General features: G+C 74.6%; 25 protein-coding genes and 3 pseudogenes. 12 read left to right on the plus strand and 16 right to left on the minus strand.

All coding sequences use genetic code 11. The features are described from left to right. Nucleotides 1-79: 79 nt before the first annotated feature. On the plus strand, nucleotides 80-808 hold the full coding sequence (locus ACFWJO_RS05670; RefSeq protein WP_384412661.1) for a GNAT family N-acetyltransferase: 729 nt from the start codon (nucleotides 80-82) through the stop codon (nucleotides 806-808). Nucleotides 809-1,114: 306 nt separating this feature from the next. On the opposite strand, the gene ACFWJO_RS05675 is transcribed toward ACFWJO_RS05670, so the two are convergent. The 4 genes from ACFWJO_RS05675 to ACFWJO_RS05690 form a co-directional block, all read right to left on the minus strand. Beyond that, nucleotides 1,115-1,507 (minus strand): STAS domain-containing protein, encoded by a 393-nt coding sequence (locus tag ACFWJO_RS05675; RefSeq protein ID WP_386863543.1) that lies wholly within the window; start codon nucleotides 1,505-1,507, stop codon nucleotides 1,115-1,117. A 118-nt stretch (nucleotides 1,508-1,625) separates the two neighbouring features. Then, nucleotides 1,626-2,546, minus strand: coding sequence for a universal stress protein (locus ACFWJO_RS05680; protein ID WP_386863544.1), 921 nt, complete (start codon nucleotides 2,544-2,546; stop codon nucleotides 1,626-1,628). Nucleotides 2,547-2,628: 82 nt separating this feature from the next. After that, nucleotides 2,629-4,275 (minus strand): FAD-dependent oxidoreductase, encoded by a 1,647-nt coding sequence (locus tag ACFWJO_RS05685; RefSeq protein WP_386863545.1) that lies wholly within the window; start codon nucleotides 4,273-4,275, stop codon nucleotides 2,629-2,631. Between the two features lie 38 nt (nucleotides 4,276-4,313). After that, a complete protein-coding gene (locus tag ACFWJO_RS05690) occupies nucleotides 4,314-5,228 on the minus strand; it encodes a diiron oxygenase (protein ID WP_386863546.1) in 915 nt (304 codons plus the stop codon). A gap of 161 nt (nucleotides 5,229-5,389) precedes the next feature. On the opposite strand from ACFWJO_RS05690, the gene ACFWJO_RS05695 reads away from it, so the two are divergent. Beyond that, on the plus strand, nucleotides 5,390-5,809 hold the full coding sequence (locus ACFWJO_RS05695) for a DUF4440 domain-containing protein (RefSeq protein ID WP_386863547.1): 420 nt from the start codon (nucleotides 5,390-5,392) through the stop codon (nucleotides 5,807-5,809). Between the two features lie 58 nt (nucleotides 5,810-5,867). Continuing rightward, nucleotides 5,868-6,857: a sigma-70 family RNA polymerase sigma factor gene (locus ACFWJO_RS05700; RefSeq protein ID WP_386863548.1), complete on the plus strand. Its 990-nt coding sequence runs from the start codon at nucleotides 5,868-5,870 to the stop codon at nucleotides 6,855-6,857. On the opposite strand, the gene ACFWJO_RS05705 is transcribed toward ACFWJO_RS05700, so the two are convergent. From ACFWJO_RS05705 to ACFWJO_RS05715, 3 genes are all read right to left on the minus strand, one after another. After that, nucleotides 6,841-7,209: a DUF4180 domain-containing protein gene (locus ACFWJO_RS05705; RefSeq protein WP_386863549.1), complete on the minus strand. Its 369-nt coding sequence runs from the start codon at nucleotides 7,207-7,209 to the stop codon at nucleotides 6,841-6,843. The genes ACFWJO_RS05700 and ACFWJO_RS05705 overlap by 17 nt on opposite strands. After that, entirely contained in the window at nucleotides 7,206-7,655 is a 450-nt protein-coding gene (locus ACFWJO_RS05710; RefSeq protein WP_386863550.1) for a helix-turn-helix domain-containing protein, read from the minus strand. The genes ACFWJO_RS05705 and ACFWJO_RS05710 overlap by 4 nt, the downstream gene beginning before the upstream one ends. Nucleotides 7,656-8,083: 428 nt before the next feature. Continuing rightward, entirely contained in the window at nucleotides 8,084-10,030 is a 1,947-nt protein-coding gene (locus tag ACFWJO_RS05715; RefSeq protein ID WP_386863551.1) for a protein kinase, read from the minus strand. Nucleotides 10,031-10,332: 302 nt separating this feature from the next. Between ACFWJO_RS05715 and rpmG the strand changes: the two genes are divergently transcribed. The 3 genes and pseudogenes from rpmG to ACFWJO_RS05730 all read left to right on the plus strand — a co-directional run. Continuing rightward, on the plus strand, nucleotides 10,333-10,497 hold the full coding sequence (gene rpmG / locus ACFWJO_RS05720; RefSeq protein WP_384412628.1) for a 50S ribosomal protein L33: 165 nt from the start codon (nucleotides 10,333-10,335) through the stop codon (nucleotides 10,495-10,497). A gap of 35 nt (nucleotides 10,498-10,532) precedes the next feature. Beyond that, nucleotides 10,533-10,655, plus strand: a complete 123-nt coding sequence (gene ykgO, locus ACFWJO_RS05725) for a type B 50S ribosomal protein L36 (protein WP_384412625.1) — start codon at nucleotides 10,533-10,535, stop codon at nucleotides 10,653-10,655. 261 nt (nucleotides 10,656-10,916) lie between these two features. Beyond that, nucleotides 10,917-11,642 (plus strand): annotated as a pseudogene (locus ACFWJO_RS05730) (aminoglycoside adenylyltransferase domain-containing protein); the annotation flags it as partial. A 48-nt stretch (nucleotides 11,643-11,690) separates the two neighbouring features. Here ACFWJO_RS05730 and ACFWJO_RS05735 read toward each other — a convergent pair. After that, complete coding sequence (locus ACFWJO_RS05735) at nucleotides 11,691-12,596, minus strand: arginase family protein (protein WP_386863552.1); 906 nt, start codon at nucleotides 12,594-12,596, stop codon at nucleotides 11,691-11,693. Between the two features lie 275 nt (nucleotides 12,597-12,871). Here ACFWJO_RS05735 and ACFWJO_RS05740 point away from each other — a divergent pair, with 275 nt between their 5' ends. Further along, on the plus strand, nucleotides 12,872-13,816 hold the full coding sequence (locus ACFWJO_RS05740; RefSeq protein ID WP_386863553.1) for a LysR family transcriptional regulator: 945 nt from the start codon (nucleotides 12,872-12,874) through the stop codon (nucleotides 13,814-13,816). Nucleotides 13,817-13,906: 90 nt separating this feature from the next. Beyond that, a complete protein-coding gene (locus ACFWJO_RS05745; RefSeq protein ID WP_386863554.1) occupies nucleotides 13,907-15,310 on the plus strand; it encodes a carbohydrate-binding protein in 1,404 nt (467 codons plus the stop codon). Between the two features lie 101 nt (nucleotides 15,311-15,411). On the opposite strand, the gene ACFWJO_RS05750 is transcribed toward ACFWJO_RS05745, so the two are convergent. Both ACFWJO_RS05750 and ACFWJO_RS05755 read right to left on the minus strand, forming a co-directional pair. Beyond that, a complete protein-coding gene (locus ACFWJO_RS05750; RefSeq protein WP_386863555.1) occupies nucleotides 15,412-15,981 on the minus strand; it encodes a GNAT family N-acetyltransferase in 570 nt (189 codons plus the stop codon). Beyond that, nucleotides 15,978-17,288: an FAD-dependent oxidoreductase gene (locus tag ACFWJO_RS05755; RefSeq protein WP_386863556.1), complete on the minus strand. Its 1,311-nt coding sequence runs from the start codon at nucleotides 17,286-17,288 to the stop codon at nucleotides 15,978-15,980. The genes ACFWJO_RS05750 and ACFWJO_RS05755 overlap by 4 nt, the downstream gene beginning before the upstream one ends. 566 nt (nucleotides 17,289-17,854) lie before the next feature. Between ACFWJO_RS05755 and ACFWJO_RS05760 the strand changes: the two are divergent. Together ACFWJO_RS05760 and ACFWJO_RS05765 are read left to right on the plus strand one after the other, a co-directional pair. Further along, nucleotides 17,855-18,346: pseudogene (locus ACFWJO_RS05760) on the plus strand (discoidin domain-containing protein); the annotation flags it as partial. Nucleotides 18,347-18,439: 93 nt separating this feature from the next. Continuing rightward, nucleotides 18,440-19,147: pseudogene (locus ACFWJO_RS05765) on the plus strand (chitosanase); the annotation flags it as partial. 187 nt (nucleotides 19,148-19,334) lie between these two features. Here ACFWJO_RS05765 and ACFWJO_RS05770 read toward each other — a convergent pair. The 5 genes from ACFWJO_RS05770 to ACFWJO_RS05790 all read right to left on the minus strand — a co-directional run bounded on the left by ACFWJO_RS05770 (nucleotide 19,335) and on the right by ACFWJO_RS05790 (nucleotide 24,526). Beyond that, the gene (locus ACFWJO_RS05770; RefSeq protein ID WP_386863557.1) at nucleotides 19,335-21,722 is read right to left on the minus strand and encodes a protein kinase; all 2,388 of its coding nucleotides are present in this window, start codon (nucleotides 21,720-21,722) and stop codon (nucleotides 19,335-19,337) included. A 102-nt stretch (nucleotides 21,723-21,824) separates the two neighbouring features. Then, a complete protein-coding gene (locus ACFWJO_RS05775) occupies nucleotides 21,825-22,160 on the minus strand; it encodes a hypothetical protein (RefSeq protein ID WP_386863558.1) in 336 nt (111 codons plus the stop codon). A gap of 176 nt (nucleotides 22,161-22,336) precedes the next feature. Then, nucleotides 22,337-22,597 carry a DUF6296 family protein gene (locus ACFWJO_RS05780; protein WP_386863559.1) on the minus strand — a complete coding sequence of 87 codons (261 nt, stop codon included), beginning with the start codon at nucleotides 22,595-22,597 and terminating at the stop codon, nucleotides 22,337-22,339. A 19-nt stretch (nucleotides 22,598-22,616) separates the two neighbouring features. Further along, nucleotides 22,617-23,453, minus strand: coding sequence for an N-formylglutamate amidohydrolase (locus tag ACFWJO_RS05785; protein WP_386863560.1), 837 nt, complete (start codon nucleotides 23,451-23,453; stop codon nucleotides 22,617-22,619). 59 nt (nucleotides 23,454-23,512) lie between these two features. Beyond that, nucleotides 23,513-24,526, minus strand: coding sequence for an aldo/keto reductase family oxidoreductase (locus ACFWJO_RS05790; RefSeq protein WP_386863561.1), 1,014 nt, complete (start codon nucleotides 24,524-24,526; stop codon nucleotides 23,513-23,515). 241 nt (nucleotides 24,527-24,767) lie between these two features. Here ACFWJO_RS05790 and ACFWJO_RS05795 point away from each other — a divergent pair, with 241 nt between their 5' ends. Next, nucleotides 24,768-25,430, plus strand: coding sequence for an HPP family protein (locus ACFWJO_RS05795; protein ID WP_386863562.1), 663 nt, complete (start codon nucleotides 24,768-24,770; stop codon nucleotides 25,428-25,430). 34 nt (nucleotides 25,431-25,464) lie between these two features. On the opposite strand, the gene ACFWJO_RS05800 is transcribed toward ACFWJO_RS05795, so the two are convergent. Beyond that, a complete protein-coding gene (locus ACFWJO_RS05800; protein WP_386863563.1) occupies nucleotides 25,465-25,848 on the minus strand; it encodes an ATP-binding protein in 384 nt (127 codons plus the stop codon). Between the two features lie 264 nt (nucleotides 25,849-26,112). On the opposite strand from ACFWJO_RS05800, the gene ACFWJO_RS05805 reads away from it, so the two are divergent. Continuing rightward, nucleotides 26,113-26,985 (plus strand): SigB/SigF/SigG family RNA polymerase sigma factor, encoded by an 873-nt coding sequence (locus ACFWJO_RS05805; RefSeq protein ID WP_386863740.1) that lies wholly within the window; start codon nucleotides 26,113-26,115, stop codon nucleotides 26,983-26,985. Nucleotides 26,986-26,992: the final 7 nt, after the last annotated feature.

Below are 26,992 nucleotides of genomic sequence, written 5' to 3' on the forward strand. Positions count from 1 at the left end.
ACGGGCGGGAACCCCTCCCTTTCATCGTCGCCGCGATCCGGCGTGCGATGACCCCTGCCCGTGAAAGACCCGAGGTCCCGTGCCAGTACCTGTAGTCCTGCCCGGGCGCACCGTGCGCCTGGAACCGCTGGCCATGCGCCACGCCGAGGGCATCGCCTGGGCGGGCGCACTGGATCGTGCGGCCTATGCCTACACCTCCGTGCCCCACGGCCTTGACGCCTCTTGCGACTACATCGCCCGCGCCCTCGCCGAACAGGCGGCCGGCCGGGCCCTGCCCTTCGCCATGGTCGACCCCCATACCGGCCGGGTCCTCGGCTCCACCCGCTTCCTGGAACTCGACTACTGGCGCGGACCCGTCATCTGGCCGCCGGTCACCGGGGTGCCCAACGGCGACCCGCTGACCTCGGTCCCCGACGCCGCGGAGATCGGCAACACCTGGATCTCCAGCGAGGCCCGCGGCACCGGCGTCAACACCGAGGCGAAGTACCTCATGCTGCGCCACGCCTTCGAGTCCTGGGGCGTGCGCCGGATCTCCATGCGGGCCGACGCCCGCAACACCCGCTCCCGCGTCGCGATCGAGCGCCTGGGCGCGACCTGTGAAGGGGTGCGCCGGGCCCACTCCCGCGGTCTGGACGGCGTGGTCCGCGACACCGCGTTCTACTCCGTCCTCGACGAGGAGTGGCCGGCCGTCCGCGGCATCATCGAGCTCCGCCTCCCGGGCATGCGTCCGCCGGCCGGCCTCCCGGCGGCGGGCTTCCCCGGCCAGACCCTGGAGCACGGCGGCGCGGGCGAACTGCTGCCGGCCTGAGCACGACACCGCGGGTGCGGACGCCCGCCCGGAGGACTGCCACCGGCCCTGTCGTACGGCCCCGGAGGATTGCCACCGGTCCTGTCGTACGGCCCCGGAGGACTGTCACCGGTCCTGTCGTACGGCCCGGTGGACTGTCACCGGTCCTGTCGTACGGCCCCGGAGGACTGTCACCGGCCCCGTAGTACGGCCCGGAGGACTGCACCGGCCCCGTCGGACCGTCGACGGGGCCGGCGCCCGCGGTCCGGCGGGACGCGTCAGGGGGTGTCTCGCCTCGCCGATCGTGCCGGCCGGCCGCACCGGCCCTCACACCGGTAGCCGCCCGGGCAGGCTCGGGTGCGGTGCCGGCGGTCCCTCGTCGGCCGGCGGTGCGGGCGGCGACGGCCGCAGCACGTCGTCCAGAGCGGCGAGCCGGACGAGCCGCAGGATCATCGGCTGGTCGCAGACGAGCCGCCAGGCCGCGCCCCGGTCCTGGACGCGCTGCGCACAGCGGACCAGGAGGCCGAGCCCCGACGCGTCGCAGAACGTGACGTGGCGCAGGTCGACGGTGAGTGCGGGCGCCTCGCGGGCCAGCACGTCGAGTTCGGGCCGGACGCGCTGCACCAGCACCAGGTCGAGCTCTCCGTACAGCTCGACCGTGGTCAGGCCTTCGCTCGACCGGACGGCGAGGTGCGGATCGCCGCGTCGGATCAGATGCATGGACACGCTCCACTGGATCGGTCCCCGTGCATCGAGGTTCGCGGCCCTTACGGAGGCAGACACGTTTCTCCACATCCGCCATCACCCGAAGAGGTGAAACGGAGGCATTTCCGTCCGCTCAGTGCCTCGACGCGGGCGGCACCACCGCGACCGGGCAGGCGGCGTGGTGCAGGACCGCGTGCGCGACCGAGCCCACGAGCAGCGTCTCGACCCGGTGCCGGCGATGACGCCCCACGACGAGCAGTCCGGCCTCGGCCGAGTCCTCGACCAGCCGCCCGGCCGCGTCGGCGGGCGTGACCGCCGGGACCACCTCGACCTCCGGATAGCGCTCGGCGAACGGCCGCAGTCGCTCCTCCTGCCGCCGGGTCGTGGTGTCCACCAGCTCCGGCATCTCGTCCGGCAGCGGCGGCGGCACCTGGAGCGCGGGCGCGGGCGCGCCGATCAGCAGCGCGGGGGAGGGCGGCACCGGGTAGGCGGTCACCACCTCCAGCGGCACCTTCCGCCGCCGGGCCGCCTCGAAGGCGAAGTCCACGACCTCGTCGGCGGTCTCCTCGACGTGCAGCCCCAGCAGGACCCGGCCCGCCGCCGCGCCGCCTTCCAGGGACGCGGCCCGCGCCTCGTGCGGCACGACGACCACCGGGCAGGGCGCGGAGGCCGCCAGGGCCCGGCTGTTCGACCCGACGAGGAGGCTCGCGAAGCCGCCCCGCCCGCGCGAACCGACCACCAGGAGCCGGGCGCCCCTCGCCGCCTCCACCAGGGCGTCGACCACCGAGCCGTCGAGCGAGGCGTACCGCACGTCGACGCCCTCGGCCCGGGGCCCGACCTCGGCGGCGAGGGCGTCCACGACGGTGTCGGGAAGCTCCGGGGCCGGGCCGAGCGACTCGATCCGCGCGCTGCCGAGCTGCAGCGCCTCCGAGCGGACGTGGGCGACCGTCAGCGGGGCCTCCAGGCTCCGCGCGGTCGCCAGCGCCCACTCCAGGGCTCGCAGACTGTGCTCGGAACCGTCGACCCCTACGACAACAGCTGATTTCTCACTCATGCCTCGCACTCATATCGGGATCATCCACCCCGGCTCGGCTGCCACGCCGGGGGCCCGCCGACGAGGCCCGGGCTCCGTCGGCTCAGCGCGCCGCCCGGCGGCGTCCCCGTGCCGCGGCGAGCAGTTCCGGCACGGTCCCGAGCTTGACCCGGGGCCGCCCCGACTCCTCGCCGCGCGACCGCTCGGCGCGCTCGATCGCGGCGAGCCCGCGCGCGTCGACCACGTGCCGGGCCCGGCCGCGGGCCAGCCGGTCGAAGGCCCGCGCCGTTCCGGCCGGCACCGGCAGGGCGCCGTCGACCGCGTCGGCCAGGAGCGTGCCCACGGTCTCCGCCGCGCAGGTGCGGTTGGCGCCGATGCCGCCGGAGGGGCCCCGCTTGATCCAGCCGACCACGTAGGTGCCCGGCCGGCCCTCGACGCGTCCGCCGTCGTGCGGGACCGTGCCGGTGGCCTCGTCGTACGGCAGTCCCGCGACCGGCAGTCCGCGATAGCCGACCGCCCGCAGCACCATGCCCGCCCCGACCTCCACCGGTCCGGCCCCGGCGCCACCCGTCACGCGCACCGCCCCGTCCAGGATCTCCTCGGGTGCGGAGTGGAAGCGGAACACGATGCGCCGCTCCGGGCCGGGTGCCCGGCTCCAGTCCACCCGCTCGCGGACCGCGCCGCGCAGCAGCGCCGCCTTGTCCCGGGGCCCGGCCGCATCCACGGCGGCCCATGTGCGCGGGTCGTGGTCGTCCACGACCAGGCGGACGCCGGGGAGCCGTCCCAGGGCGAGCAGTTCGGGCGCGGTACAGGAGACGTCCTCGGGTCCGCGCCGCGCGAGCAGCACCACCTCGCGTACGGCGGAGGCCCGCAGCGCGGCGAGCGCGTGGTCGGCGATGTCCGTGCCGGCCAGAGTCTCGGGATCCGTGACGAGGAGGCGGGCCACGTCCAGGGCGACGTTGCCCGCGCCGACCACCACCACCCGCTCGACGTCCGACAGGTCGATCGCGTCGGGCGCGACCTCAGGGTGCGCGTTGTACCAGGCGACGAAGGACGTCGCCGGGATGCTGCCGGCGCGCTCCTCGCCCGGGATGCCGAGCCGGCGGTCGCCCGCCGCCCCTACGGCGTAGACGACGGCGTCGTGGTGCGCGGCCAGTTCCTCCGCCGTAATGTCCGTACCGACGTCGACGCCGAGGTACATCCGCACCCGCGGGTGGGTGTGGAACCGGGCGAAGGTGTCGCCGATCCGCTTGGTCGCGGGGTGGTCGGGGGCCACGCCGTAGCGGACCAGTCCGCCCGCCACCGGCAGCCGGTCGACCAGGGTGACCTCGGCGCTGGTGTGCAGCAGCAGGTCCTCGGCGGCGTACATGCCGGCCGGGCCGGTGCCGACGACGGCGACCCGGAGCGGCGCGAAGTCGGAGGGCAGGGTGCGCGGGAAGGACGGCGCGTCCCACGCGTGGAAGAGGGGCCCGCCCTCGCGCGCGGGGCGCGGCGCGCGGTCCTCGTAGAAGGCCGCGTTCACCGCCGCGTACTCCTTCTGGCCGGCGGTCAGCGCGTCCGCCGGGAAGATCGCGTCGACCGGGCAGGCGTCGGCGCAGGCACCGCAGTCGATGCACGACCGGGGGTCGATGTAGAGCATCTCGGTGCGGCCGAAGTCCGGCTCGTCGGGCGTCGGGTGGATGCAGTTGACGGGGCAGACGGCGACACAGGTGGCGTCGTTGCAGCAGGTCTGGGTGATCGCGTAGGTCATGGTGTCGTCAGCTCGCGGGGCTCCGGTGCGGATACGGCTCAGATGAGGTGGGCGCGGCGGTAGACCGCCACCGCCGGGCGGGTGAGCAGCCCGGCGGAGGCCAGGAACTCCATCAGGCCCGAACAGCTCGACCGCATCAGCGACTTGTGGTGCTCGTTGGCCCGGGCCTCGGCGAGCGCCCGCTCGGTGTCGAGTCCGGCGTTCGCGTACACCTCGCGGTTCACCATGCTGGTGACGATGAAGTACGAGGCGATCGAGACGACCAGGGCCTGGACCTGCCGCCGCAGCCGGCCGGCCCCGCGCAGCCGGGCGCGGGTCTCCTCGCGGGCGAACTTCATGTGCCGCGACTCCTCGACGACATGGATGTTGTTGATGGTCCGGACGAAGGGGACCACCCGCTCGTCGCGCATCCAGTCGCGCTGCATGACGTCGAGCACCTCCTCGGCCACGAGGATCGACGCGTACGCGGCCTCGCCGACCGCCAGCGTCTTGAACGCCCGGCCGAGTTCGAGCACGAAGCGCGGCGGGCGGTAGGCCGGGGCACCGAGCTTGGCGGCACCGCGCCCGAACATGATCGAGTGCCGGCACTCGTCGGCGATCTCGGTCAGGGCCCACTGGAAGCGCGGGTCGGTCGGGTCCTTGGCGTACATGTCGCGCAGCACCATCTGCTGGAGGATCATCTCGAACCAGATGCCGGTGCTGGCCACCGACGCGGACTCCTGCCGGGTCAGCTCCTTGCGCTGTGCCTCGGTCAGTTCCTGCCAGTAGCGGGTGCCGTACAGCGAGCACCACTCGGGGCTCATCCCGTGGAAGTCCTCGTCGAGCGGGGTGTCCCAGTCGACCTCGGTGGCGGGATCGTAGGAGAGCTTGGCGGACGAGTCGAGCAGCCGCCGGGCCGCCTCGCGTTCGGGCTGCGGGGCCTGGTCCGCCGGCTGGACGGTGCTGCTTGCCATGGTGCGGGCTCCTTGAGGACCTCGGAGGGCGGGAACGGAGTCTTGTTAGACGCGGTGTCTAGCAAGCTGTTGGACGGACCGTATAGCAAGGCGGGCCGCGCGCCTACCCGTCGGTACGGAAATTCCTTGCCGCGGGGCCGGCGCCGGGAGAGGATGCGCCCATGATCGACACGAACGACACCGGCGAGTACGGCGGCGGGACCGCCGAGGAGCGGGCCGCGATCGCCGCGGCCGTGGACGGCGAACTGCGCCTCCTGGACCCCGCCGTCCGCGCCTCCGCCGACGAGGCCGCCCGGCTGTTCGACCCCGAGTTCGTCGAGGTCGGCGCCTCGGGACGGCGCTGGACGTACGAGGAGATGCTGGCCGCCCTGCCCGAGCTGGACGGCGCCGCGAAGGAGGGGCCGCGTTTCGAGACTTCCGCCCTGCGCGGCGTGCTCCTCGCGCCCGGCCTCGTCCACCTCACGTACGAGACGGACTTCGGCGGCCGCCGGGCGCGCCGCAGCTCCCTGTGGCGCAAGGGGGACGGCGACGCCGGCTGGCGCCTGTACTACCACCAGGGCACCCCGGTCCCGAAGGGCTGAATGCCCGTGCTTGGATGAGGCGTTCACGCAGGAGGGGCGACCGGGGGAGCGGCAGGACATGCGGGCGAAGGACGACGGCGCGCTGCTGACGGAACGCTTCGAGCGGGACCGGCCGCACCTGCGGGCGGTCGCCTACCGCATGCTCGGCTCGCTCGCCGAGGCGGACGACGCCCTCCAGGAGGCCTGGCTGCGCGCGGACGCCGCCGGCATCGCGGGCGTCGAGAACCTCGGCGGCTGGCTCACCACCGTCGTCTCCCGGGTCTGCCTCAACATGCTCAGGTCCCGCGAACGGCGCCGCGAGGACTCCCTCGACGACCGTCTCGGTGAGCCGGACGTCGACCAGCCCGGGCGCGATCCCGAGGAGGAGGCCGTCATGGCCGACTCCGTGGGCGTGGCCCTCCTCGTCGTCCTCGACACCCTCGCGCCCGCCGAGCGGCTGGCCTTCGTGCTGCACGACATGTTCGCCGTGCCCTTCGAGGATATCGCCCCGATGCTGGAGCGGACCCCGGCCGCCGTGAGGCAGCTCGCGAGCCGCGCCCGGCGCCGCGTGAAGGGCGGCTCGGCCGCGACGCCCGCCGCCGGAACCACCGGAATCAACGGAACCGCCGAAGCCGCCGATGCGGCCGGCGTGGCTGGTGCGGCCCGGGCGGAGGCGGCCCGGCGGCGGCAGGTCGTCGAGGCGTTCCTCGCGGCCACCCGCGGCGGGGACTTCGCGGCGCTGCTGTCGCTGCTCCACCCCGACGTCGTGCTGCACGCCGACCGGATGGTCGTCCCCACGCCCGAACCGGTCGTCGTCGCCGGCGGCCGGGCCGTGGCCCAGGGCGCCATGGCGGCGATGGGCCGGGCCCGCTACACCGGTCTGGCCCTCGTCGACGGGCAGTTCGCCCTGGCGATGGCGCCGCAGGGCAGGCTGCGGCTGGTGCTCGCCTTCACGGTGGAGGACGGGCTGATCACCCGGATCGAGGTCGTGGCCGAGCCGGACCGGCTCGCCGCGATGGAGTTCGGCGTGCCGGAGCTCACCGGGCCCGGCCTCAGCGGACCGGAGTGAGCCGCTCCGCGAGGGCGGCCGTGTCCGGTACGAACCAGAGCTGGGTGCCCCGGTTGGACTCCCGGACGAAGTCCCGCAGCGCGGGACTGTCCTCCAGGTGCCGGGAGATGTCGCCCACGACGGCGAGCCCGAGCCGGTAGTTGGCGAACTTCTGGACGATGTCCCCGGCCACCCGGGTGCGCAGCCGGAAGAAGTCGTCCGGGAGCCTCTCGACCGGTACCGCGACCCAGCTCGCCCCGGCGTGCGAACCCTCGCCGATCACGTCGATCGCCTCGCGCTCCCCGAGCAGGAGCGGGCCCTCGGCCGGGCAGAGGAAGACGGGCGTGCCGTGGAAGTCCCGAAGGGTGTTCACTGTGTGCCTCCGATCAGTGCGTCGAGAACCTTGAGCAGGTCGGCGGTGGTGTCGAGATCGCCGAGGACCACGAACTTCAGCGAGTCCCGGTCCTCGTCGAAGACGGTCTCCACGCGCAGCCGGCCGCCCGAGTCCGGGCCCGTGTCGCCGTGCCGCCCGAGGACCGTGGCCATGACGGCGTTGGCGAGCCGGTCGGCGGTGTGCCGGTCCACGCCGTCGACCTGCACGATGCTCGACACGTCGGCACGCGGCCCCCGAGGAGCGGGGGCGGGAGCGACGGGCGTTCCCGTGAAGGCCTCCAGGTCCTCCCGGCTGATCCGGTACTGCCGCCCGACCCGCGTCGCCGGCAGCCGTCCGTCCCGGACGTAGCCCCGGACGGTCTTCACGTGCAGGTCGAGCAGATCGGCGATCTGCTCGACCGTGTAGTACTGCTGCGCCGCGTTCACGTCACACTCGACCTTCCCTGTCCTTCCCTTACCTTCCCTAATCTATCATTCGAAGAGGAATGACAGGGAAGGTCGGCGACCAAGGGGGTGGAGTGCGTGGCGTACGCGTCGATTTGGGTCTGGGTGAGGCTGCTGCCGGACGTGTCGACCGGCTCCGCCCGCCACGAGACCGGGCCGGCCGGGGCGCCGTCCTCGGCACCACCGCGCCCCCCGCCGAAGACGCCGCCGCCCGCCCCGGCGCATGGCCGACGGGCGGGCGGTGGGGCGGGCGACGGGACGGGCGGGGAGAACTCACGGCCCTGAACCGGTGACTCCGGTGCGACAGATGCCGTTCTGCGGGCGCGTGCCATTGGGTGCCGCGCTACGGGGGCTCCGTGCCACAGGGCGCCGCGCTACGGGGGGCTCCGTACTACATACAGGGCTCCGTGCTAGAGGGCTCCGTTGCGCCAGACCGTCACGTCCAGCGTGATGTACGTGCTGGGCGACTCCTCCGGCGAGAACGCCTTGACCGTGACCAGACCCATGTGGCCCGTCCCGGTGGTGACGCAGATCTGCCGCCCGGGCGACAGCTTGTTCACGTACACCTCGCGCGTGAACCGGGTGTCCGCCCGGCACGCGGCCAGGGTGGCCTCCTGGCCCGGGTCGAGCAGTACCAGGTTGCCCCCGGTGCTCTCGGCGTCGAGGTATCCGCCGGTGTCGTAGGAGAGCTCGTAACCGCCGTCCTCGCCGTCCTGGGGCCGTACGACCTGGTCGCCCAGGGTCAGGTGGTACCCGGCCGTCAGGTTGATGTTCTTGAACTCGGCGGGCTTCGGCTCGGCCTTGGCGGAAGGCTTCCCGGACGGCGTCGTGCCACCGCCCGTGTCGTCGGAGGAGGAGGCGTCGGACGACCCGCCCGTCCCGGTCCGCTCGCCGGGCTTGCCGTTGCCGCTCGCCGAGTTGTTCTTGTCGTCGTCCTTCGTCAGGACGTACGCGGTGGCGGCGCCGCCCACCCCGAAGACCAGCGCGGCGGCGAGGCCCACCAGCAGCGTCCGCTTGACCGGGCTCTGGCGGGCCGCCGGAGGCCGGCCGCCGGGGTGCGGCGCGTTCGGGTAGGGCGCGTTCGGATAGGGAGCGTTCGGGTACGGCGTCGGATACGCCGGCGCGGTCGGGTAGGCGCCGCTGCCCGGGTACGGGGCCGGAGCCGGGCCCTGCGTCGGCGCGTAGGCGTGCCCTGCGTGCGGCGGAGGCGTCGGGACGGACGGTGCGGCTGCCGGCGGTCCGGCCGGAGCGGGCGTCACCGGAGCGGGCGCCGTGGGGGAGTGGCCCGGTACCGGCCCCGCAGGAGCGGTCGGCGCGTAGCCCGCCGGAGGCCCGGCCGGCGCCGTCGGCGGATGGGCCGGGGGCTGCGCCGGAGCGGCGGGCGCGGGCGTCGGCAGGGGAGCGGGAGCGGCGGCGGGCGCGGGAGCCGGTGCGGGGGTGGCCGTGCGGGCCGTGATCTCCGCGGAGACGGCCCCCGGCAGCCAGTCCTCGGGCCGGCGCAGCACGGTCGCCGCGTTGGCCTCCTGGCAGAGCCGGATCACCTCGGCGACGGTCGGTCGGGCCTCGGGATCCTTCGCGAGGCAGCGCGTGACGAGCGCGCTCAGCCGCTCCGGCACCGCGCCGAGCTCCGGCTGCTCGTGCACGATCCGGTACAGCACCCCGTGCGAGGTGCCCTCGCCGAAAGCGGGCACGCCCGTCGCCGCGTACACGGCGACCTGCCCGAGCGCGAAGACGTCCGTGGCCGGGGTGACCCGGCGCCCGGCCGCCTGCTCCGGGGCCATGAAGGAGGGCGTGCCGATGGTGACGCCGCTGCCGGTGAGCGAGGTCGCGTCGGCGGCGTGCGCGATGCCGAAGTCGATGACGCGGGGGCCGTCGGAGGCGAGCAGTACGTTGGACGGCTTGAGGTCGCGGTGCACGAGGCCCGCGCCGTGGATCACCTGCAGTGCCTCGGCCATGCCCGCGACCAGCAGCAGCACGGTCTCGACGGGCAGGGCTCCGTGCGCGACGACGGCGTCGGCGAGCGAGGGTCCCGGGACGTACGCGGTGGCCAGCCAGGGCCGTGTGCCCTCGGCGTCGGCGTCGATGACGGGCGCGGTGAACAGGCCCTGCACACGCTGTGCCGAGCGGACCTCCTGGGCGAAACGGCGACGGAACTCGGCGTCCTCGCCGAACTCGGGCCTGATCACCTTGATGGCGACGGGCCGCCCGCCGGGCGTGTACGACAGGTACACCTTGCCCATGCCGCCGGCTCCGAGCCGGGCGGCCAGCCGGTAGCCGGCGACGGTCGTCGGGTCGTCGCCCTCAAGCGGCTGGAAGACCGCTGACGCGCCGGCGCTGCCCGGCTGCTGACCACTCATCAATTCTTTCTCCCCGTGCGGAACTAAGGATCCCGGTTGTTCGCCCGGCACCTTATCCGCTGCGGAGCGGTCGGTGTGACCGCTGATCCTGCGAGGGCGGGGGCGGGCGAAGCATCACAGGGCGAGGCCGAGCGTGACGACGTCGAGGGCGGTGGCCACGTCGGCGGGCAGGTGATCACTCACCGGGCCACCGTAGGCGGTCGCCCTCGCGGGAATGCGGCCGGGGGTGACGGCGTTGCACAGGGCGAGGCTGACATGCCCGAGTCAAACGAGCTCGACGGCGGCAGCCGGAAGGAGCACCCATGCCACGCACCACCCAGCGCCCCGTGGTCACCCTCCGGTCCACGGCCGGCACCGGCGTCACCTACGTGACCCGCAAGAACCGCCAGAACGACCCCGACCGCCTCGTCCTGCGCAAGTACGACCCGGTACTCGGGACACACGTCGACTTCCGCGAGGAACGCTGACCGCGAGCGGTCGGACGAGAGAGCGAGACGCCACGATGAAGGTACGCAACTCCCTGCGCGCCCTGAAGGCGCGCCCCGGCTCCCAGGTGGTCCGCCGCCGTGGCCGGACGTACGTCCTCAACAAGAAGGACCCGCGCGTCAAGGCCCGCCAGGGCTGACACCCCACGCCGGCCGGCCCCGCCCCCTGCTCCGGGGGCGGGGCCTGCCGGCGCGCGCACGGCGCTGCCCGCGCTCACGGGGCTGCCGACAGCTTCCCCTCGGGCCGGGCGGCAGCGCGCCCGCCTCCTCAAGGACACGGACGGGCGGGATGGAGCGCGCCGCCCGGCCGTCGGCCGCCCGCCGCCGCGAAAACGCCGTGCGAGCCGGTCAAGCGTCCCGGTACGCTCGCCCGGCCCAAGTCCCAGTGTTCAGGAGGTCCGTTGGCCACCGCCCAGACCGACGCCGTCGTCCGGCTCGTCCGCGCCGTCCTCGGAGAGCGGGCCCTCGGCGCGTACGCGCACGGCTCGGCCGTGCTCGGCGGGCTGCGGCCGCACAGCGACGTCGACGTCCTCGTCGTCGCCGACCGCGGGCTCGGGCCCGACGAGCGGCGGGAGCTGACGGACGGCCTGCGCGAACTGTCCGGCAGCCGCGCCCGTGGTGGTCCCGCCCGGCCCGTCGAGCTGATCGTGGTCGTCGCCGAGCAGATCCGGCCCTGGCGCTACCCGCCCGTCTGCGACTACCTCTACGGGGAGTGGCTGCGCGGGGAGTACGAGCGCGGCGAACTGCCCCGGGCGCAGCCCATGCCGGACCTGGCCCCGCTGCTCGCGATGGCCCGGGCCGGCGACGCCCCGTTCTTCGGACCACCGCCCGCCGAGCTCATCGATCCGGTGCCCGCCGCGGACGTGCGGAGGGCGATCGTCGCGGGCGTCCCCGACCTCATGGCCGACATCGACGCCGACACCCGCAACGTGCTGCTCACCCTCGCCCGGATCTGGACCACCCTGGAGACCGGGCGGATCCGGTCGAAGGACGATGCCGCCGCGTGGGCCCTTGACCGCCTGCCGCCCGACCGCCGGTCGGCGCTGGCCCACGCCCGGGACGTGTACACGGGGCGGGCCGCGGAGGACTGGGCGCCCCGCCGGGCCGCCGTGCGTCCCGACGCCGAGCACCTCCTGGAACGGATCCGGCGGGCGCGGACCGGCACCGGGGCGGGTTCAGGCCCCGGCGAGGGCCGCGACGACGAGATCGGTGAGGAGCGCGCCCGCGGTCCCGTCGGGATCGAGATCGGGGTCGTAGATCGTGACGTTGAGGCCTACGCAGCGCGGGGAGCGGACGAGGGGCCGTAGCAGCGCGGTCACCTCGTCCGGCATCAGGCCGCCGGGATCGGGGCTGTCGACCGCCGGCATGACCTCCGGGTCCAGCACATCGGCGTCCAGATGCACCCAGAAACCGTCCAGGGCCGGCGTCTCCAGGCTGACCGCGGTCGCCGCACCGAGCTCGGCCGCACCCCATTCCCGCAGGTCCGCGACGGTCACGACGGGGATCTTGAGCTCACGCAGCTGGACGAGCTGCGGATCGTCGCGGTAGCCGTCACGGGTGCCGAAGACCCGTACGTCCTCGTCCCGCAGATAGGGCCGCAGTCCCTCCAGGTCGGTGAGATCGGCCTGGCCGCGGCCGGTCGCGAGGGCGAGTTCCTCGCCGCCGGCGGCGCCGATCCGCTCGGAGTTGTCGGGATTGCGGAAGTCGGGAGAGGCGTCGACCGACACGAGGCCGTAGCGGCCGAGCCGGCGCAGCGCGAGCGCGGCGCCGAGCTGGATGGAGCAGTCGCCGCCGAGGACGAGGGCGAAGTCCCCGGCGGCCACGTGGTGCTGGACGCGGTCCGCGAGCCTGACGGTGTACGAGGCGAGGGCGGCGGCGTTGAAGACGCCGTCGCCCTCCCGCCAGTCGCCCCGGTCGTAGCGCGGCGGCACCACCACCCCGCCCTCGAAGGCCCCGAGCCGCCGCACGATGCCGTTCTCGCGGAGCGCGCCGGCCAGCTTGTAGCAACCGGGCACGGTGCCGGGCGCCGGCGGCCGGAGGCCGAGGTTGGACGGGGCGTCGACGACCACGATGTTCCGCATGTCCGTCATCCTCGCCGCCCCCGGACCGGCCCGCAACGAACTCGCCCCTGCCGGACGGTGTGTCCACCGCCTCGCCCTTCCCCCCTTGCCCCCTCCGTCTCGCCCCTCGCCTCGCCTCGCCTCGTCCTCCGTCGCGCCCCTCCCTTCGTCCCTCCGACCCCCGCCTCCGCCTCGCCCCTCCGCCTCCCCCCTCCGGCCGGTCGGCCCGGTCACGTGCCCGACCCGTTGCCGCGCTGGTCTGGACCTTTCGGGGTGATGGGCGGCAAGCTCGGTGCATGGACTTGGAGTTGAGGCACCTCAAGACGATCCGGGCCATCGCGGACGCCGGCAGCCTCACCCGGGCCGCGACCGCGCTCGGGCTCGCCCAGCCCGCGCTCAGCGCCCAGCTCAAGCGCATCGAACGGGCCCTGGGCGGAGCGCTGTTCGAGCGCGGCAGGGACGGCGTACGGGCCACCGCCCTCGGCGACCTCGTCCTGGACCGGGCCCGGGTCGTCCTGCCCGCCGTGTGCGAGCTCCAGGAGGAGGCCGTCCGTTTCGCTCGCGAGGGCGCGGCCGGCCACCGGCTCGGCGGTACTCACGGGCCGCTGCTCGGCGGCCTGGTCGACCGGTTGGCCCGCACGGGCCGGGAGGCCCCGGTCACCACGTACACCTCCTGGTCGGAACGGGACATCGCCGGAGGGGTCGCCGCCGGGCGGCTCGACTTCGCCCTCGTGGGGGTCTGCGGCGAGAGCAGTCCGCCCGAGGCCGGGCGGCTCGCCTGGACGGAGGTGGCGCGCGACCCCGTCCACGTGATGCTCGCCGTCGGCCATCCGCTCGCGTCCCGCTCCGAGATCGACCTTTCCGAACTCGCCGCGGAGGCGTGGACCGACGTGCCCGGCGACGGCTGCTTCGGCGACTGTTTCGCCGCCGCGTGCGTGCGGTCCGGCTTCACGCCGGTCTGCGTGTACGAGACGGACACCGCCTCCTGCGTCCATCTGGTACAGGTGGGGCGGGCCGTCGGACTGTGCCGGGCCACCTTCCCCGCCACGCCAGGACTCGTCACCAGACCCCTCGTCGGCAACCCGCTGATCTGGCGTCACCTGCTGGGCTGGCACCCGGAAGGGCGCGCCGCGAGCCACGCGCCCGAGGTCCTCGCCCACGCCCGCGCGGCCCACGCGGACGCCCTGTCGCGCAGCGCGGCGCGTCTCCCGGCGCCGGCGGCCGGCGGGCAGGGGCCATAACGCGATGACAGGGGCGGACTGACAACTCCCGCCCGGCCGACGGGATTTCTACGGTTTCGGCAGTTCCCCCACGAAACCGAGGAGATCCGCATGCTCCGACGCTCCGTCCGCACGGCCGGCACCGTGCTGGCCGCCGCCGGACTGGCCCTAGCCGCCCTCCAGGCCGCGCCCGCCACCGCCGCGGCGCCCACCGCCGCCTCGCCCGCCGCCGGCACGGCCGGCGGTTCGGCTTCCGCCGGGCCGGCCGTCCGCACCGCTTCGGACACGCTCGGCGCGTACGCCGCACCGCCCGAGCTGCTCCAGGCCATGAGCCGGGACCTGGGCCTGAACCGTGCCCAGGCGCTCAGCCGGCTCGCCCACGAGGCCGAGGCCGGCGCCACCGCCGCCCGCGTCCGCCAGGGCCTCGGCGACGCGTTCGCCGGCGCCTGGGTGGACGGGCCCGAGTCCGCCACGCTCACCGTGGCCACCACCCGCGCCGCCGACCTGCCCGCGATACGGGCCGCGGGCGCCCGGGCCCTCCTGGTGCCCCACGGCCTGACCGCCCTGGAGCGTGCCAAGGACACGCTCGACCGCTCGGCCGGCGCCGACGCTCCCGTCCGCTACGTCGACGTCCGCACCAACCGCCTCGTCGTCGAGGAGACCCGCCCCGGAGCCGTCGCACGGCTGCTCGCCGCGACGGGCGTCCCGCGGGGACTCGTCACGGTGGTCCGCACCGCCCAGGCGCCCCGGCCGCTGTACGACATCCGTGGCGGCGACGCCTACTACATGGGCGGTGGCCGCTGCTCCGTCGGCTTCCCCGTCACCCGTGGCACGACACAGGGCTTCGCCACCGCGGGCCACTGCGGGCGCGCCGGCACGACCACGACCGGCTTCAACCAGGTCGCCCAGGGCACCTTCCAGGCCTCGGTCTTCCCCGGCAACGACATGGCCTGGGTGGCCACCAACACCAACTGGACCGCCACTCCCTACGTCAAGGGCTCCGGCGGCGCCAACGTGCAGGTCACCGGCTCCGTGCTGCAGCCCGTCGGCGCCTCCGTGTGCCGGTCCGGCTCGACCACCGGCTGGCACTGCGGCACGATCCAGCAGCACAACACCAGCGTGACCTACCCGGAGGGGACCATCTCCGGTGTGACCCGGACGACGGTCTGCGCCGAGCCGGGCGACTCGGGCGGCTCGTACATCTCCGGCAGCCAGGCACAGGGCGTCACCTCGGGCGGATCGGGCAACTGCTCCAGCGGCGGCACGACCTTCTTCCAGCCGCTCAACCCGATCCTGCAGAACTACGGCCTGACGCTGAAGACCACCGGCTCCGACCCGGGCCCGGGCCCCGGCCCCGGCGAACCCGAGCCGGGCGGCACCTGGAAGGCGGGCACGGTCTACGCGGCCGGTGACGTCGTCACCTACGGCGGCGCGAGCTACCGCTGTCTCCAGGGCCACCAGGCCCAGACGGGCTGGGAGCCGCCGAACGTCCCGGCGCTCTGGCAGCGCGTCTGATGACCCGTCCCGGCGGGCCGCGCCACCCGGCGCGCCCCGCCGGGACCTCCTGTTCCTGCCGAGCCCGGCGCCCTCCCCGTGGCCGCCTCAGCCCGCCACCCCTATGGCGCCGGATGCGCCCCCGCCCCCGCCCAGGAGTGCACGTGCATCGGCCGCGGACGCGCGGGCGGGTCGGCGGCCAGCGTGTGGTCGGTGGGGAAGCCGCCGGCGAGGGCCGTACGGCAGGAGGCCTCGTTGCCGAGCGCGTGCACCAGCTCGAACCGGCGGCCCGCGAACGGGCTGTCCGGAGCTCCGGCCGCCCAGGCGGTGGCCGGAGCGAGCGCGAGGGAGGCGATGCCCCGGCCCCGTGCCGCGGGCGCCGTCCAGTAGCCGACGCGCACCGCGCCCGCCGCGGCGGTGAACGCCACGTGGCCGACCGGCTCGCCCGGCCCGGCCGTGTCCTCCTCGACCACCGCGAACGCGACGCGCGAACCGGCCCGGCGGCCCCGGTGCTGCTCCGCCACCCAGGCCCGCGCGTCCTCCTCGCCTTCCAGACGGGTCGCCAGCCACCGCCGCATCAGCGGGTCCCGGTGGTGCCGTACGAGCGCGTCGACGTCCTCGTACGCCCAGGGCCGCAGCAGCAGCGACGGACCGCCCGGCACCCGCACGCGCGGCGTCCCGGCCCGTCTCACGCCCGGCTGCCCGGGGCGAGCAGCACCCGGGCCGCGCGCAGGAGCAGGGCGGGCCGGGTGAGGGCGCGCGGGTGATCGATGAGGTTGACCACGTTCGTGTATGTGGTGTTGACCACGGAGTCGAGCACCGAGGCCTCCGTCAGGCGGTCGCCCGCCCAGCGCAGCAGCCGGTAGCCGGGCGGGTAGGGGCCCGTGACGTGCGGCTGGGCGAGGTCCGCGGTGGTCGACAACTGCCAGGCCGCGTCGACCACGACCGCCGCCCGCCGGAAGTAGCCCCACGAGGGTTCGTGCCAGGCGGCGCCCGAACGCAGGTGCGCGGCAAGGCAGTTCGCCTCCAGGGCGGCCAGCGTGAGGCCCTGCCCGTACACGGGGTTGACGCTCGCGAGGGCGTCGCCGACGACGGCCAGGCCGCCGGGGAGCCTGCCGAGGCGCGCGTAGTCGCGGCGGACGCTCTCCGCGAAGCGGAAGGTGTCCACCTCGCCGGTCATCTCGCACACGTCGGCGACCGTGCGCAGCGGTTCCACGCACCGCCGCATCCGGGCCAGGAACTCGGCGGGATCGGCGCCCGGGCGGTGCCCCGCGTAGCCGGCGAGGACCACCGACCAGCGGCCGCCCTCCACCGCCGCGAGCGCGCCGGGCTCGGTGAGACCGGGCTGGTGGTCGCTCTTCGGGCCGGGGATGGAGTGGGCGACGACGGTCGTGCCCAGTTCGTCCCCGCGCCGGAACGAGGCGGTGGCGTAGCCGAGGTCGACCCGCATCCGGCCGACCGGCGCCCGCTCCCAGCCCGCTTCCTCCAGCCAGTGGCCGAGCCGGCTGGACCGGCCCATGGCGTCGACGGCGAACCCGGCGTCGACGACCTCGCCCTCCGCCGTGGTCACACCGCGCACCCGCCCGGACTCCAGGAGCAGGCCGCGGGCCTGCGCGCGCACGATCCGCACGTTCGGAAGCGCGCCGACCCGGTGGCGCACCCCCGCCTCCAGCAGCGGGCGGCTGGCCCCGAGCATCCGCTGCCCGTCCGCGGGCGCCTTGAGCCGCCCGTCGACGTAGAAGCGGACGTCGTCGCCCTCGCCCATCCGGGCCCCGTCCGCGACCAATTCGGCGGTGATGCCGGGAAACCAGTGCTCCAGCTGGCTGTGCCCCTGCGCGAGCAGGGCGTGCAACTGCCGCCGCTGCGGGGCCCTGGACCCGGTCCCGTCCGCTCCGATGTCGTCGGGTTCGAGGACGACGACCTCCTCGGCGAAGTCGCTCAGCACCCGGGCCGCGAACAGCCCCGCGTAGCTCCCGCCCATGACAACGGCCCGCTTCACACAACCCCCCACCACGCCCGCCGCCTCCTGCGACGACCCGCCCGCGACCCTACCGCCCGGGCCCGCCGTCATGATCACCGGCGCTCGGCGAACGAGGCCTCCAGAGCGGCGACATGACGGGCCTCGGCATCCTTCCGTACCGCGGCGAAACGGCGGTCGACGACCAACACGGGAAGCGTCCAGAGGCCTGGGCAACGGTGTCCCCGCGCCCCTCCTGGATCCCGGCGGTCCGCACGGCCGTACGCATCCGGAGCCCAGTAGCCGCGCCGCGCCCAGCGTTCGGCGGATCCGGCGAGCATCCACCCCTCCGGGGTCGGGAAAGTGTGCGATGCGTGAACGGGCAGGTCAAGAGGGTTCCGGTGGCCACGGCGGCCCTTGCGGCGGCCCGGTCGGAGGGTCCGGCTCAACTCCCTTTGCCGTTCACCCTCTTGCGTCGCTCCGAGGCTCCTCATACTCTCACTGCGCATGTTAGGAAGCTTTCCTAACTGTTCTCTTCGCTCAGGAACCCGTCCGCCTGAACACGGGACCGCCGCACCACACGCGACCGCCCGGGAAAGTGAAGCGAGATGCCCCCCACCAACACCGTCCCCACCGTCGACACCGGCGGCACCACCCACACCGGCGGCGCCGCCAGCACCGGCAGCGCGCTCCGGCGGCGGCGTCGTCGCGCCGCCGCCCTCGTCGTCGGCGCCGTCACCGGACTGCTGCTGCCCGCCCTGTCCGGTCTCGGCCCCGCCGCCAACGCGGCGGCCGGGAACCTCGCACAGGGGCGGCCCGTCACCACCTCGTCGAACGAGACCAGCTCGCTCACCGGCACCAAGGCGGTCGACGGGTCCACCACCACCCGCTGGGCCAGCGCCGAAGGCGTCGACAACCAGTGGATACGGATCGACCTCGGCGCTGGCACCGCCGTGAAGCGGGTCGTCCTCAAGTGGGAGGCGGCCTACGCCAAGGCCTACCGCGTCGAGCTCTCCGACGACGGTTCCTCCTGGCGCCAGGTCTACGCCACCACCACCGGCGACGGCGGCACCGACGACCTCGCCGTCAACGGCACCGGACGCTACCTGCGCGTCTTCGGCACCCAGCGGGGAACCCCGTACGGCTACTCGCTGTGGGAGGTCGAGGCCTACGGCGGCACCACCATGCCGCCGGCCCCGGGCACGGGCCTCGACGACCCGGCCAAGAAGGAGATCGCCATGAAGCTGGTCTCCACCTTCGAGAACTCGTCCCTCGACTGGCGCGCCCAGTTCGCGTACATCGAGGACATCGGCGACGGCCGCGGCTACACGGCGGGCATCGTCGGCTTCTGTTCCGGCACCGGCGACATGCTCGACCTGGTCGAGCGCTACACGGCCAAGAAGCCCGGCAACCCGCTGGCCTCCTATCTGCCCGCCCTGCGCCGGGTCAACGGCACCGACTCCCACGAAGGCCTCGACCCGGGCTTCCCGAACGCCTGGCGCCAGGCTGCCCAGGACAGCGTGTTCCAGCAGACACAGGAGGAGGAACGCGACCGGGTCTACTTCAACCCCGCCGTCTCCCAGGCGAAGAGCGACGGCCTGCGCGCACTCGGCCAGTTCGCCTACTACGACGCCGCCGTGATGCACGGCGAGGACGGCTTCCGCTCCATCCGCGCGGTCGCCCTCTCCCGGGCGCTCCCGCCCTCGCGCGGCGGCGACGAGAAGGCCTACCTCCACGCCTTCCTCGACGCGCGCGAGGAGGAGATGCGCAAGGAGGAGGCGCACAGCGACACCACCCGCGTGAGCACCGCGCAGCGCCGCTTCCTCAACGAGAACAACTTCGACCTCAACACGCCGCTGTACTGGAGCGTCTACGGGGAAGCCTTCTCCATCACCAGCTGAGCCGCCGGGTCCGACGGCGACGGCCGGCGGTGGCGGTACGGGCAGCAGTCCGCCTGCTCCCGTACCGCCGCCACGGCGTCCTGCCGCCACGGCGTTCTGCCGCCACGGCGTCCCCGAGGCCCCGGCCCGTCCGCGCGCCCGCCCGCCCCGAACCAGCGGCAGACGGACCTCGTCCGCGAACCGTTCGTCAGCGCCAGGCCGGGTGGGCCTCGGGCTTGTCACCGGTCGTCAGCCGGCGCTCACCGGTGCCGTCCGCCCGTACCGCCCAGATCACCGGCTCCTCGTACGGACCGCGCACGAACGCCAGCCAGCGGCCGTCCGCCGACCACGCCGGGTCCATCTCGTGCTCCGCGGTCGCCACCAGCTTCCGGTCGCCGGTGCCGTCCGAGCCGACCACACGGATGTCTCCCTTGGTCGCGCCCTGGTACGTGCCGGCGGTGTACGCGAAGGTCCGGCCGTCCGGCGACCAGACCGGGTCGAGAGCGGGATGCGGCAACCGGGTCACCTGACGCGGTCCACGCCCGGGATCGGCGGGATCCACCAGGTGGATCTGCCAGTTGCCCTTCCCCACCTCCAAGCAGATCGCGATCTGCTTCCCGTCCGGGGACCACGCCGGATCCTCCACCCGGCCCTCCCCGTAGGTGAGCCGGCGGACCGAGCCGTCGGCCACCGTCACCTCGTACAGCTGCTGCACGCCGTCCTTGACGCGCAGCACGGCGAGGCGCGTGCCGTCCGGCGACCACGACACCCTCCCGCCGGCGATGGCGGCGACCCGCCGCGCACCGCTGCCGTCGGCCTTCGCCGTCCACACCGCGGCGCCGTCCGCGGACTTGCGCGTGAAGGCGAAGGACCCGCGGTCCGGCGCCCACTGGGGCAGCATGTCGCACGTGCCGTCGGTTCCGTCGGCGGCGTTCCGCACCAGTTGCCGCGGCGCGTCCGTCGCCGCCGGCCGTACGGCGATCACGGCGTGGCACTCCTGGGGCCAGCCGGGCGCGACGTCCTGACGCACGAGGAGCGGAGCCGTCGGGAACGCGCCGGGGGAGGCGCCGGCGGTCGGCCCGCCACTGCCCGCCCCGCCGCCCGTCCGGTCGCCGGAATCGCCCTTCCACGGCGCCCAGATGAAGACACCCGCGACCGCCGCCGCGCACACCGCGACCGCGACCGCCGTCAGGAGCCCGACGCGCTGCCGGGAGCGCGGCCCGGGGCGGTCCGTGGGCCCGACGGGCCCGGTGCCGGGCCCGAGGGTGTCGGGGACGGTGACCTCGGGGCGTACGGGAGTCGGCACGGGCGCGGGGACGGGAACGGGGACCGGGACGGGGACGGTCGGCACCGGTACGGGCGCGGGCTCGGGTGCGGGCTCGGACGCGGCTATCGGCTCGGGCTCGGCCACCGGGCGGGGCCCGGGGGTCGCTACCGGCTCGGTCACCGGGTGGGACTCGGGGGTGGGTGCGGGCTCGGGCCTGGGCGTGAGCTCCTGCTCAGGTACCGGGGCGGGCAGGGGTGCGGGTACCGGCTCGGGGCCGCGGTTGGGCTTGGGCCGGGGCCCGGGTACCGGCTCGGGTGCGGCTTCCGGCGCGGTCTCCTCGTCCGCCTGCTCCGTCTGCCCGGTCTGTTGCGTCTGTTGCGTCTGTTCCGGCTCTTCCGTCCGGCCCGCCGGCGCAGGCCGGTCCGTCACGTCCGTCTCCGGCGTGAGCGCGGTCGTGGCGTCTCCGGGCGCCGTCGCGAGCAGCACCGTCGCGTCGTCCGGCAGCCAGCCGCCCTCGACCGGGTGCTGGATCGTCAGACCGTCCAGGAAGGCCGCGGGGGTCGGCCGTCGCGCCGGGTCCTTGGCCAGACACGCGGCGACCTGCGCCCGCAGGAGCTCGGGGACGGCGCCGAGGTCCGGCTCCTCGTGCACGACCTTGTAGAGCCAGGCCGCGGAGCCGCCCTCGCCGAACGGCGAGCCGCCCGCCGCCTGGCACAGCACGACCCCGAGCGCGAACATGTCGACGGCCGGCGTGATCGTGCCGCCCGTGAGCTGCTCGGGAGCGAGATAGCCCGGAGTGCCCACCTGGAGCCCGGTCCGGGTCAGGGCCGTGGTGCCGTCCAGGGCCCGCGCGATGCCGAAGTCGATGACCCGCGGCCCGTCCTCGGCGACGACGATGTTCGCGGGCTTCAGGTCCCGGTGGATCACCCCGGCCCGGTGGATGGCCTCCAGGGCCTCCGCGAGCCCGGCGGCGAGCACGCTCAGGGTGTCCGCCGGCAGCGCGCCCACCTCGTCGAGGACGGTCCGCAGCGTGGGCCCGGGCACGTAGGCGGTCACCAGCCAGGCCGGGCGACCGTCGGGATCCGCGTCGACCACCGGAGCGGTGTGGAAGCCGCCGACCCGCCGCGCCGCCGCGACCTCCTGCGCGAACCTGCGGAGGAACTCGGGGTCCGTGCCCAGCTCGGGCCGTACGACCTTGACGGCGACCGCCCGCCCGGACCGGGAGCGGCCCAGATAGACCACGCCCATGCCACCCTGGCCGAGCCGTCCGACCAGCCGGTATCTTCCGTCCCCCACGGACTCCGGGTCACCGGCTTCCAGCGGCCTCATGCTGCCCCCTCGCGAAACGAACGTGCAGTGGTTCTCCTACCAGGCGCGCGGTGCTCCGGTCGAGTCGGGCACCGCGCGGTCGGGCCCCGGGCAGGGCGTCGCTCAGCCCAGGTCGTGCTCCTCCCAGGTCTCGTCGTCGGGGTCGTACTCGGTCCGCGCGGACTCCCAGGTGGCGGAGGCGAGCTCGACGCCGGGGACGGAGCCGAGGAGCTCCACCGGGTCGATGAAGTGGGCCAGGGAGCCGGACGGGTCGATCTCGATGGCCTCCACGGACTCGGCGCGCTCGGCGTCGTCCATGTAGGTGTCCTCCTGGACCTGGGCGAGCGCGGCGGCCTTGAGGGCCTTCTCGTCGGTGATCTCGGCGATGAGCTCGATGTTCACGCGCACATAGCGCGGGGCGGTCTGCTCGGCAGCGGATGAGGGGTCGAAACTGGTCATCCGGGCAGCTTAGGGCCTGTCCCGCCCGGCCCGCCGCAGGGCCGCCCCACGGCCAGTTCGGCTCACCCGCCGCGGAGTCGCCCCACGGCCTGTTCGGCTCCGTCCTGTTTCCTCCGCCGGAGGGCCCTGGGGCGGGCCTCGCGGGGATGACGCGGATCAGTGCCGGACAGACGGATCTAGGCGACGTCCGGAACTCCGGGGTCCGGTGCTTCGGGCAGCGGCCGGGCGACGACGTGCTGCGGAAATTCCTGGTGGCCGCCCGAGGCCAGCACCCGCACCTCGTCGCGATCACTGATCTCGGCGCGGATGATGCCCGTCGTGTCGGCGTAGACGGGGTGCCCGCCGGGTCCGCTGGCCGCGGTCCGCTCGACGACCACGACGTCGCCTGCCTCGCCCGCACCGCCGGAGAACACCAGCTCGTACCTGCGCGTGCTCACCGCACCAGTTTACGTCCGGTCACGTCCGGGGTCCGGTCGTGCCGGTCCCGAGGACCTCGTCGGTCACGGCGTCCACCAGGGCGGCCAGGGCGACTCCCAGGGCGCGTGCGCCCGCCCCGGCGGGGCCGCCCGGCTCGGTCATGTAGCGGTCGCGACGGATCTCCACCATCAGGGCGCCGACCCGCGGATCCCGCCCGTAGTGCGCCAGCGGCACGTACGTCCCGGCGAAGGGACTGTCCGTCCCGACCCCGCCGAAGCCGGCGAACGCGCGCCGGGCGGCGGCGAGCAGCGCGGGCGGCGTGTGGAAGGCGTCCGTGCCGAGGCAGACGGGCGGGCGCGGGCCGTCGCCGTGGAGTTCGTACGGGAGCGCTTCCGTCGGGTACGAGTGGACGTCCACGATGATCGCGCGCCCGGTCGCCGCGAGCCGCTCGTCCACGGCGCGGGTCACGGCGTCGGCGTACGGCGTGAAGTACCGCTCGACGAGCGGCGCCGGGTCGAAGCCGCGCGGACGGAGTTCGGCGCAGTGCGTCGTGCGCGTGTACACGGCGCCCATCCCGACCGCGAGCATCTCCTCCCGCTCGTCGGGGAACCGCTCGGGGTCGACGACCAGCCGCGACAGCCGGTTGACGAACCGCCAGGGCGCCGTGCCCGCGGACGCGGCGGCCACGGCGGCGATCTCCTCGGTGTGGGCGTCGGTGATGTGGTCAAGCTCCCGCTCCAGTGCGGCGTCGTCGAGGACGATTCCGGCGCGCACGTCCGGGGGCACCGTACGGGAGGAGTGCGGCACGTGCAGCAGTACGGGGGAGTCCGGCGCTCCTGCGAGGAGCTCGTAGGAGGGTGCGTCGGCATCGGTCATGGGACGGGCTCCTGGGTGGTCGTCCTCGGCGGTGGTCATGGGCGGCACACGGCCCGTCTCTACGGCAGGGCTGCGCCGCGTGCGGTGATCCACAGGCGGTACCACTCCTCGTGGCCGAGCGCCGCCGGGTCGCCGGTCGCGGCGTCCTGGCAGGCGCGGACGCGTGCCGGGTCGGTGGTGCCGATGACCGGGGTGATCCCGGCGGGATGACGCTGGAGCCACCACAGCACGATCGTCTCCGGCGTGGTGCCCTTGGCCTCGGCGAGCCGCGCGACCAGTGCGGCCGTGGCCCGCTCCTCGGGCGTCTCCTGGCGTCCGGTGTAGCGGCCCTGGGCCAGCGGGCCCCACGCCTGCAGCGTGATCCCGTGCCGCAGACAGTGCTCGACCGTGCCCGCGGGGAAGCCCACGGCGGCCGACGCGGGCGTGTTGACGAGCACGCCGTCCTCGAGCCAGTCCCGCCGGAGCAGGCTCATCTCCAGCTGGTTCACGACGAGCGGCAACCCGAGCCGGTCCTGGAGGCGGGCGATCTGGGCGGCGTTCATGTTGGAGACGCCGAAGCGGCGCACGAGTCCCTGCCGGTGCAGCGATTCCAGGGCCTCGGCGACCTCGGCGGGGTCGGCGAGCGGGTCGGGCCGGTGGAGCAGGAGGACGTCGAGGTGGTCCGTCCGCAGCCGGTCCAGGCTCTCCTCGACCCGGCGGACGATGCTGGGCCCGCGCAGGTCGTACATGCCGGGCCGGTCCCCGTCGGCGAGCCGGATCCCGCACTTCGACTGCAGCGTGATCCGCTCGCGCAGGCCGGGCGCACGTGCCAGGACCTCGCCGAACACGGCCTCGGCCTTGCCGTGCCGGTAGATGTCGGCATGGTCGAAGGCGGTGATCCCGCTCTCCAGTGCCGCCTCGATCACCGCCTCCGCGGCGTCGACGTCGGCGGCCTCCCAGGGACTCGGGTCCCAGCTGCCGCCGAGCCCCATGCAGCCGAGGACCACCCGGGCGGCGCCCACCGGGGGCTGCGCGGTCTGCTGGGCGGCGGGCTGCGCGGCACGGCCGCCGTCGTGCGTCTCGGTCGAAGTCACGGCCTCACCCTCCCACAGGCCGCCGCCGACCCTGCCCGCGCGGGCGCGGGCGCGGGCGCCGGACCCGGGTCGTAGCGCCTTCAACGTTTTGTATACAATCTGCGTGGTCGTGTCGCCCTCATCCGGGCGACGCGGGCGTGGGCGCAAGGGCGGGCCGACTGTCGACCACAGGGCTCGTACGCCTGCCCGTTGATCCTGCCCGCCGCCGGCCCCGACGCCGCCCGCCCGGAAACACCTCACCATGAGCACCGACACCGACACCTGCACCGTCACGCCCGCAGCCGACGACACTCCGCGCGAGACTCCGGCCGAAAGCCTCACAGCGACGGAGACCGGGGCAGCGAGCGGGCCCCGGACGACCGCGAGGGGGGCCCGGACGGCCGCGAGCGGGACCGGGACCGCGAGCGGGGCCCGTACCGGCGTCGTCCGCGCCCCGGCGCGCCCGGCGCCCGCTGCGGCGTTCCACAGTGTCGGGGCCGTCACCCTCGTCCTGCTCGGTCTGGTCGCGATCGGCGCAGCGATCCACGAGCCCGTGCTGATACCGCCGCTGGCCGCCAGCGCCGCGCTGGTGCACAGCGCGCCGACGCTGCCGCTCTCCCAGCCGCGCAGCGTCGTCGTCAGCCACCTGCTCGCCGCCGCGGCGGGCTACGCCACGCTCGCCGTGGCGGGAGCCAGCGCCTGGGCCGCCGCCGTGGCGGCCGGCGTCACGCTCGCCCTCACCCACCTCGCCCGCACCCCGCACTCGCCCGCCTGTGCGACCGCCGTGGTGGTGGTCCTCCAGGCGCCCGCCCCGGCCCGCTTCGTGCCGCTCCTGTTCGGGGCCACCGTCGTGCTCGTCCTGATGGAGTTCGCGGTCTCCCGGATACGCAAGGGCGCACCCAGGTACCCCGCCTATTGGTGGTGACCCGGACGGACGCCGCCCGACGCCGGCGCCGGCGTCACCGGTCGAGCGGCACCACCGCGCGCACCGTCTTGCCGTCGGGCCGTACGTCCACCGTCACTTCGCGGGACAACCGCAGCACGATCGGCCAGCCGTAACCGCCCGGCCGCAGGTCCTGCGTCCGGCAACGGCGGCGCGGCGGGCACCGGCTGGCGTCGCTGACCGAGACGGCCACACTGCCCTTGCGCACGTCCAGGGCGAAACCGGTCACCCCGCCGCCGTGCCGCTGTGCGTTCGTCACCAGTTCGGTCGCCACGAGCATCAGGTCGTCGACCTGCGGGGACGGCACCGAGGCGCCGGGCGCGAGGGCTCTGCGGATCGACCACCGGGCATCCGCCGGGGTACGGACTCCGGGCGAGGTATCGCCCCTCGTGGTCATCATGGGCTCCTTCCTCCCTCACCACGTGTTCCGGCGGGTCCCGCCTGCCCGCCAAGTCCGAAAAGATGCGCGATGTCCTGACTGGCGTGCCGTCAGGAGGCCTGCCGGCCGGGAACCACGAGCGGAGGACCGGCGGCCGTGGCCGAAAACGGCAGCGGAAACGGTCGACCGTCAACCGGTACGCGTGCGAGCGCCGAGCGCGGGTAGGCGATGCGCCACAAGCGAACGTCCGGCGAGTAACAGGAGGTTGTCCCCGTGCGGACCGAGATGGTCAAGGCGACGACGACGGCGGCCGTGGAAGACGGCGTGCCCAGCGACCTGCCCGTGCTCGAGGCTCCTCACGAGGTCGCGCCCCAGGACGCGCGCGCCCTGTCGAAGGTGTTCTTCCGGGAGCTGGCACGGCGGGAGGAAGGAACGGAAGGCCACCAGTACGTCCGTAACACCCTCATCGAGATGAACACCTCGCTCGTACGCTTCGCGGCCGGCCGCTTCCGTGCCCGCGGCGACGAGATGGAGGACATCGTCCAGGTCGGGATCATCGGCCTGATCAAGGCGATCGACCGCTTCGACCTGAGCCGGGAGGTGGAGTTCGCGACGTTCGCCGTGCCGTACATCGTCGGCGAGATCAAGCGGTTCTTCCGCGACTCGACCTGGGCCGTGCACGTGCCGCGCCGCCTCCAGGAGGCCCGGGTCGAACTGGCCAAGGCCAACGACGAGCTGAGCTCGCACCTCGGCCGGGCGCCGCGCGTCGCGGAACTGGCGGAGCGGATGGACCTGTCCGAGGACGAGGTGATCGAGGCCCAGATCGCCGCGAACGGCTACCACACCTCGTCCCTCGACGCCGCGATGGGCAGCGGCGACGAGGAGGACGCCGACGCGTCGCTCGCCGACTTCATCGGCGAGGAGGACCCGGCGCTCGAACTCTTCGAGGACTTCCACACGCTCGCGCCGCTCGTCGAACTGCTCGACGAGCGCGACCGGCTGCTGCTGCACCTGAGGTTCGTGGAGGAGCTGACCCAGGCGGAGATCGGCGCCCGGATCGGCGTGTCCCAGATGCACGTCTCCCGGCTTCTCGCCCGCAGCCTCGCCCGACTGCGCGAGGGCATGCTGCCGGAGACCTCGGCCAACCCCACGCGCTGACCCGCCC

Source organism: Streptomyces sp. NPDC127092, from assembly GCF_042722475.1.
In the GTDB taxonomy this organism is placed as follows: Bacteria; Actinomycetota; Actinomycetes; order Streptomycetales; family Streptomycetaceae; genus Streptomyces.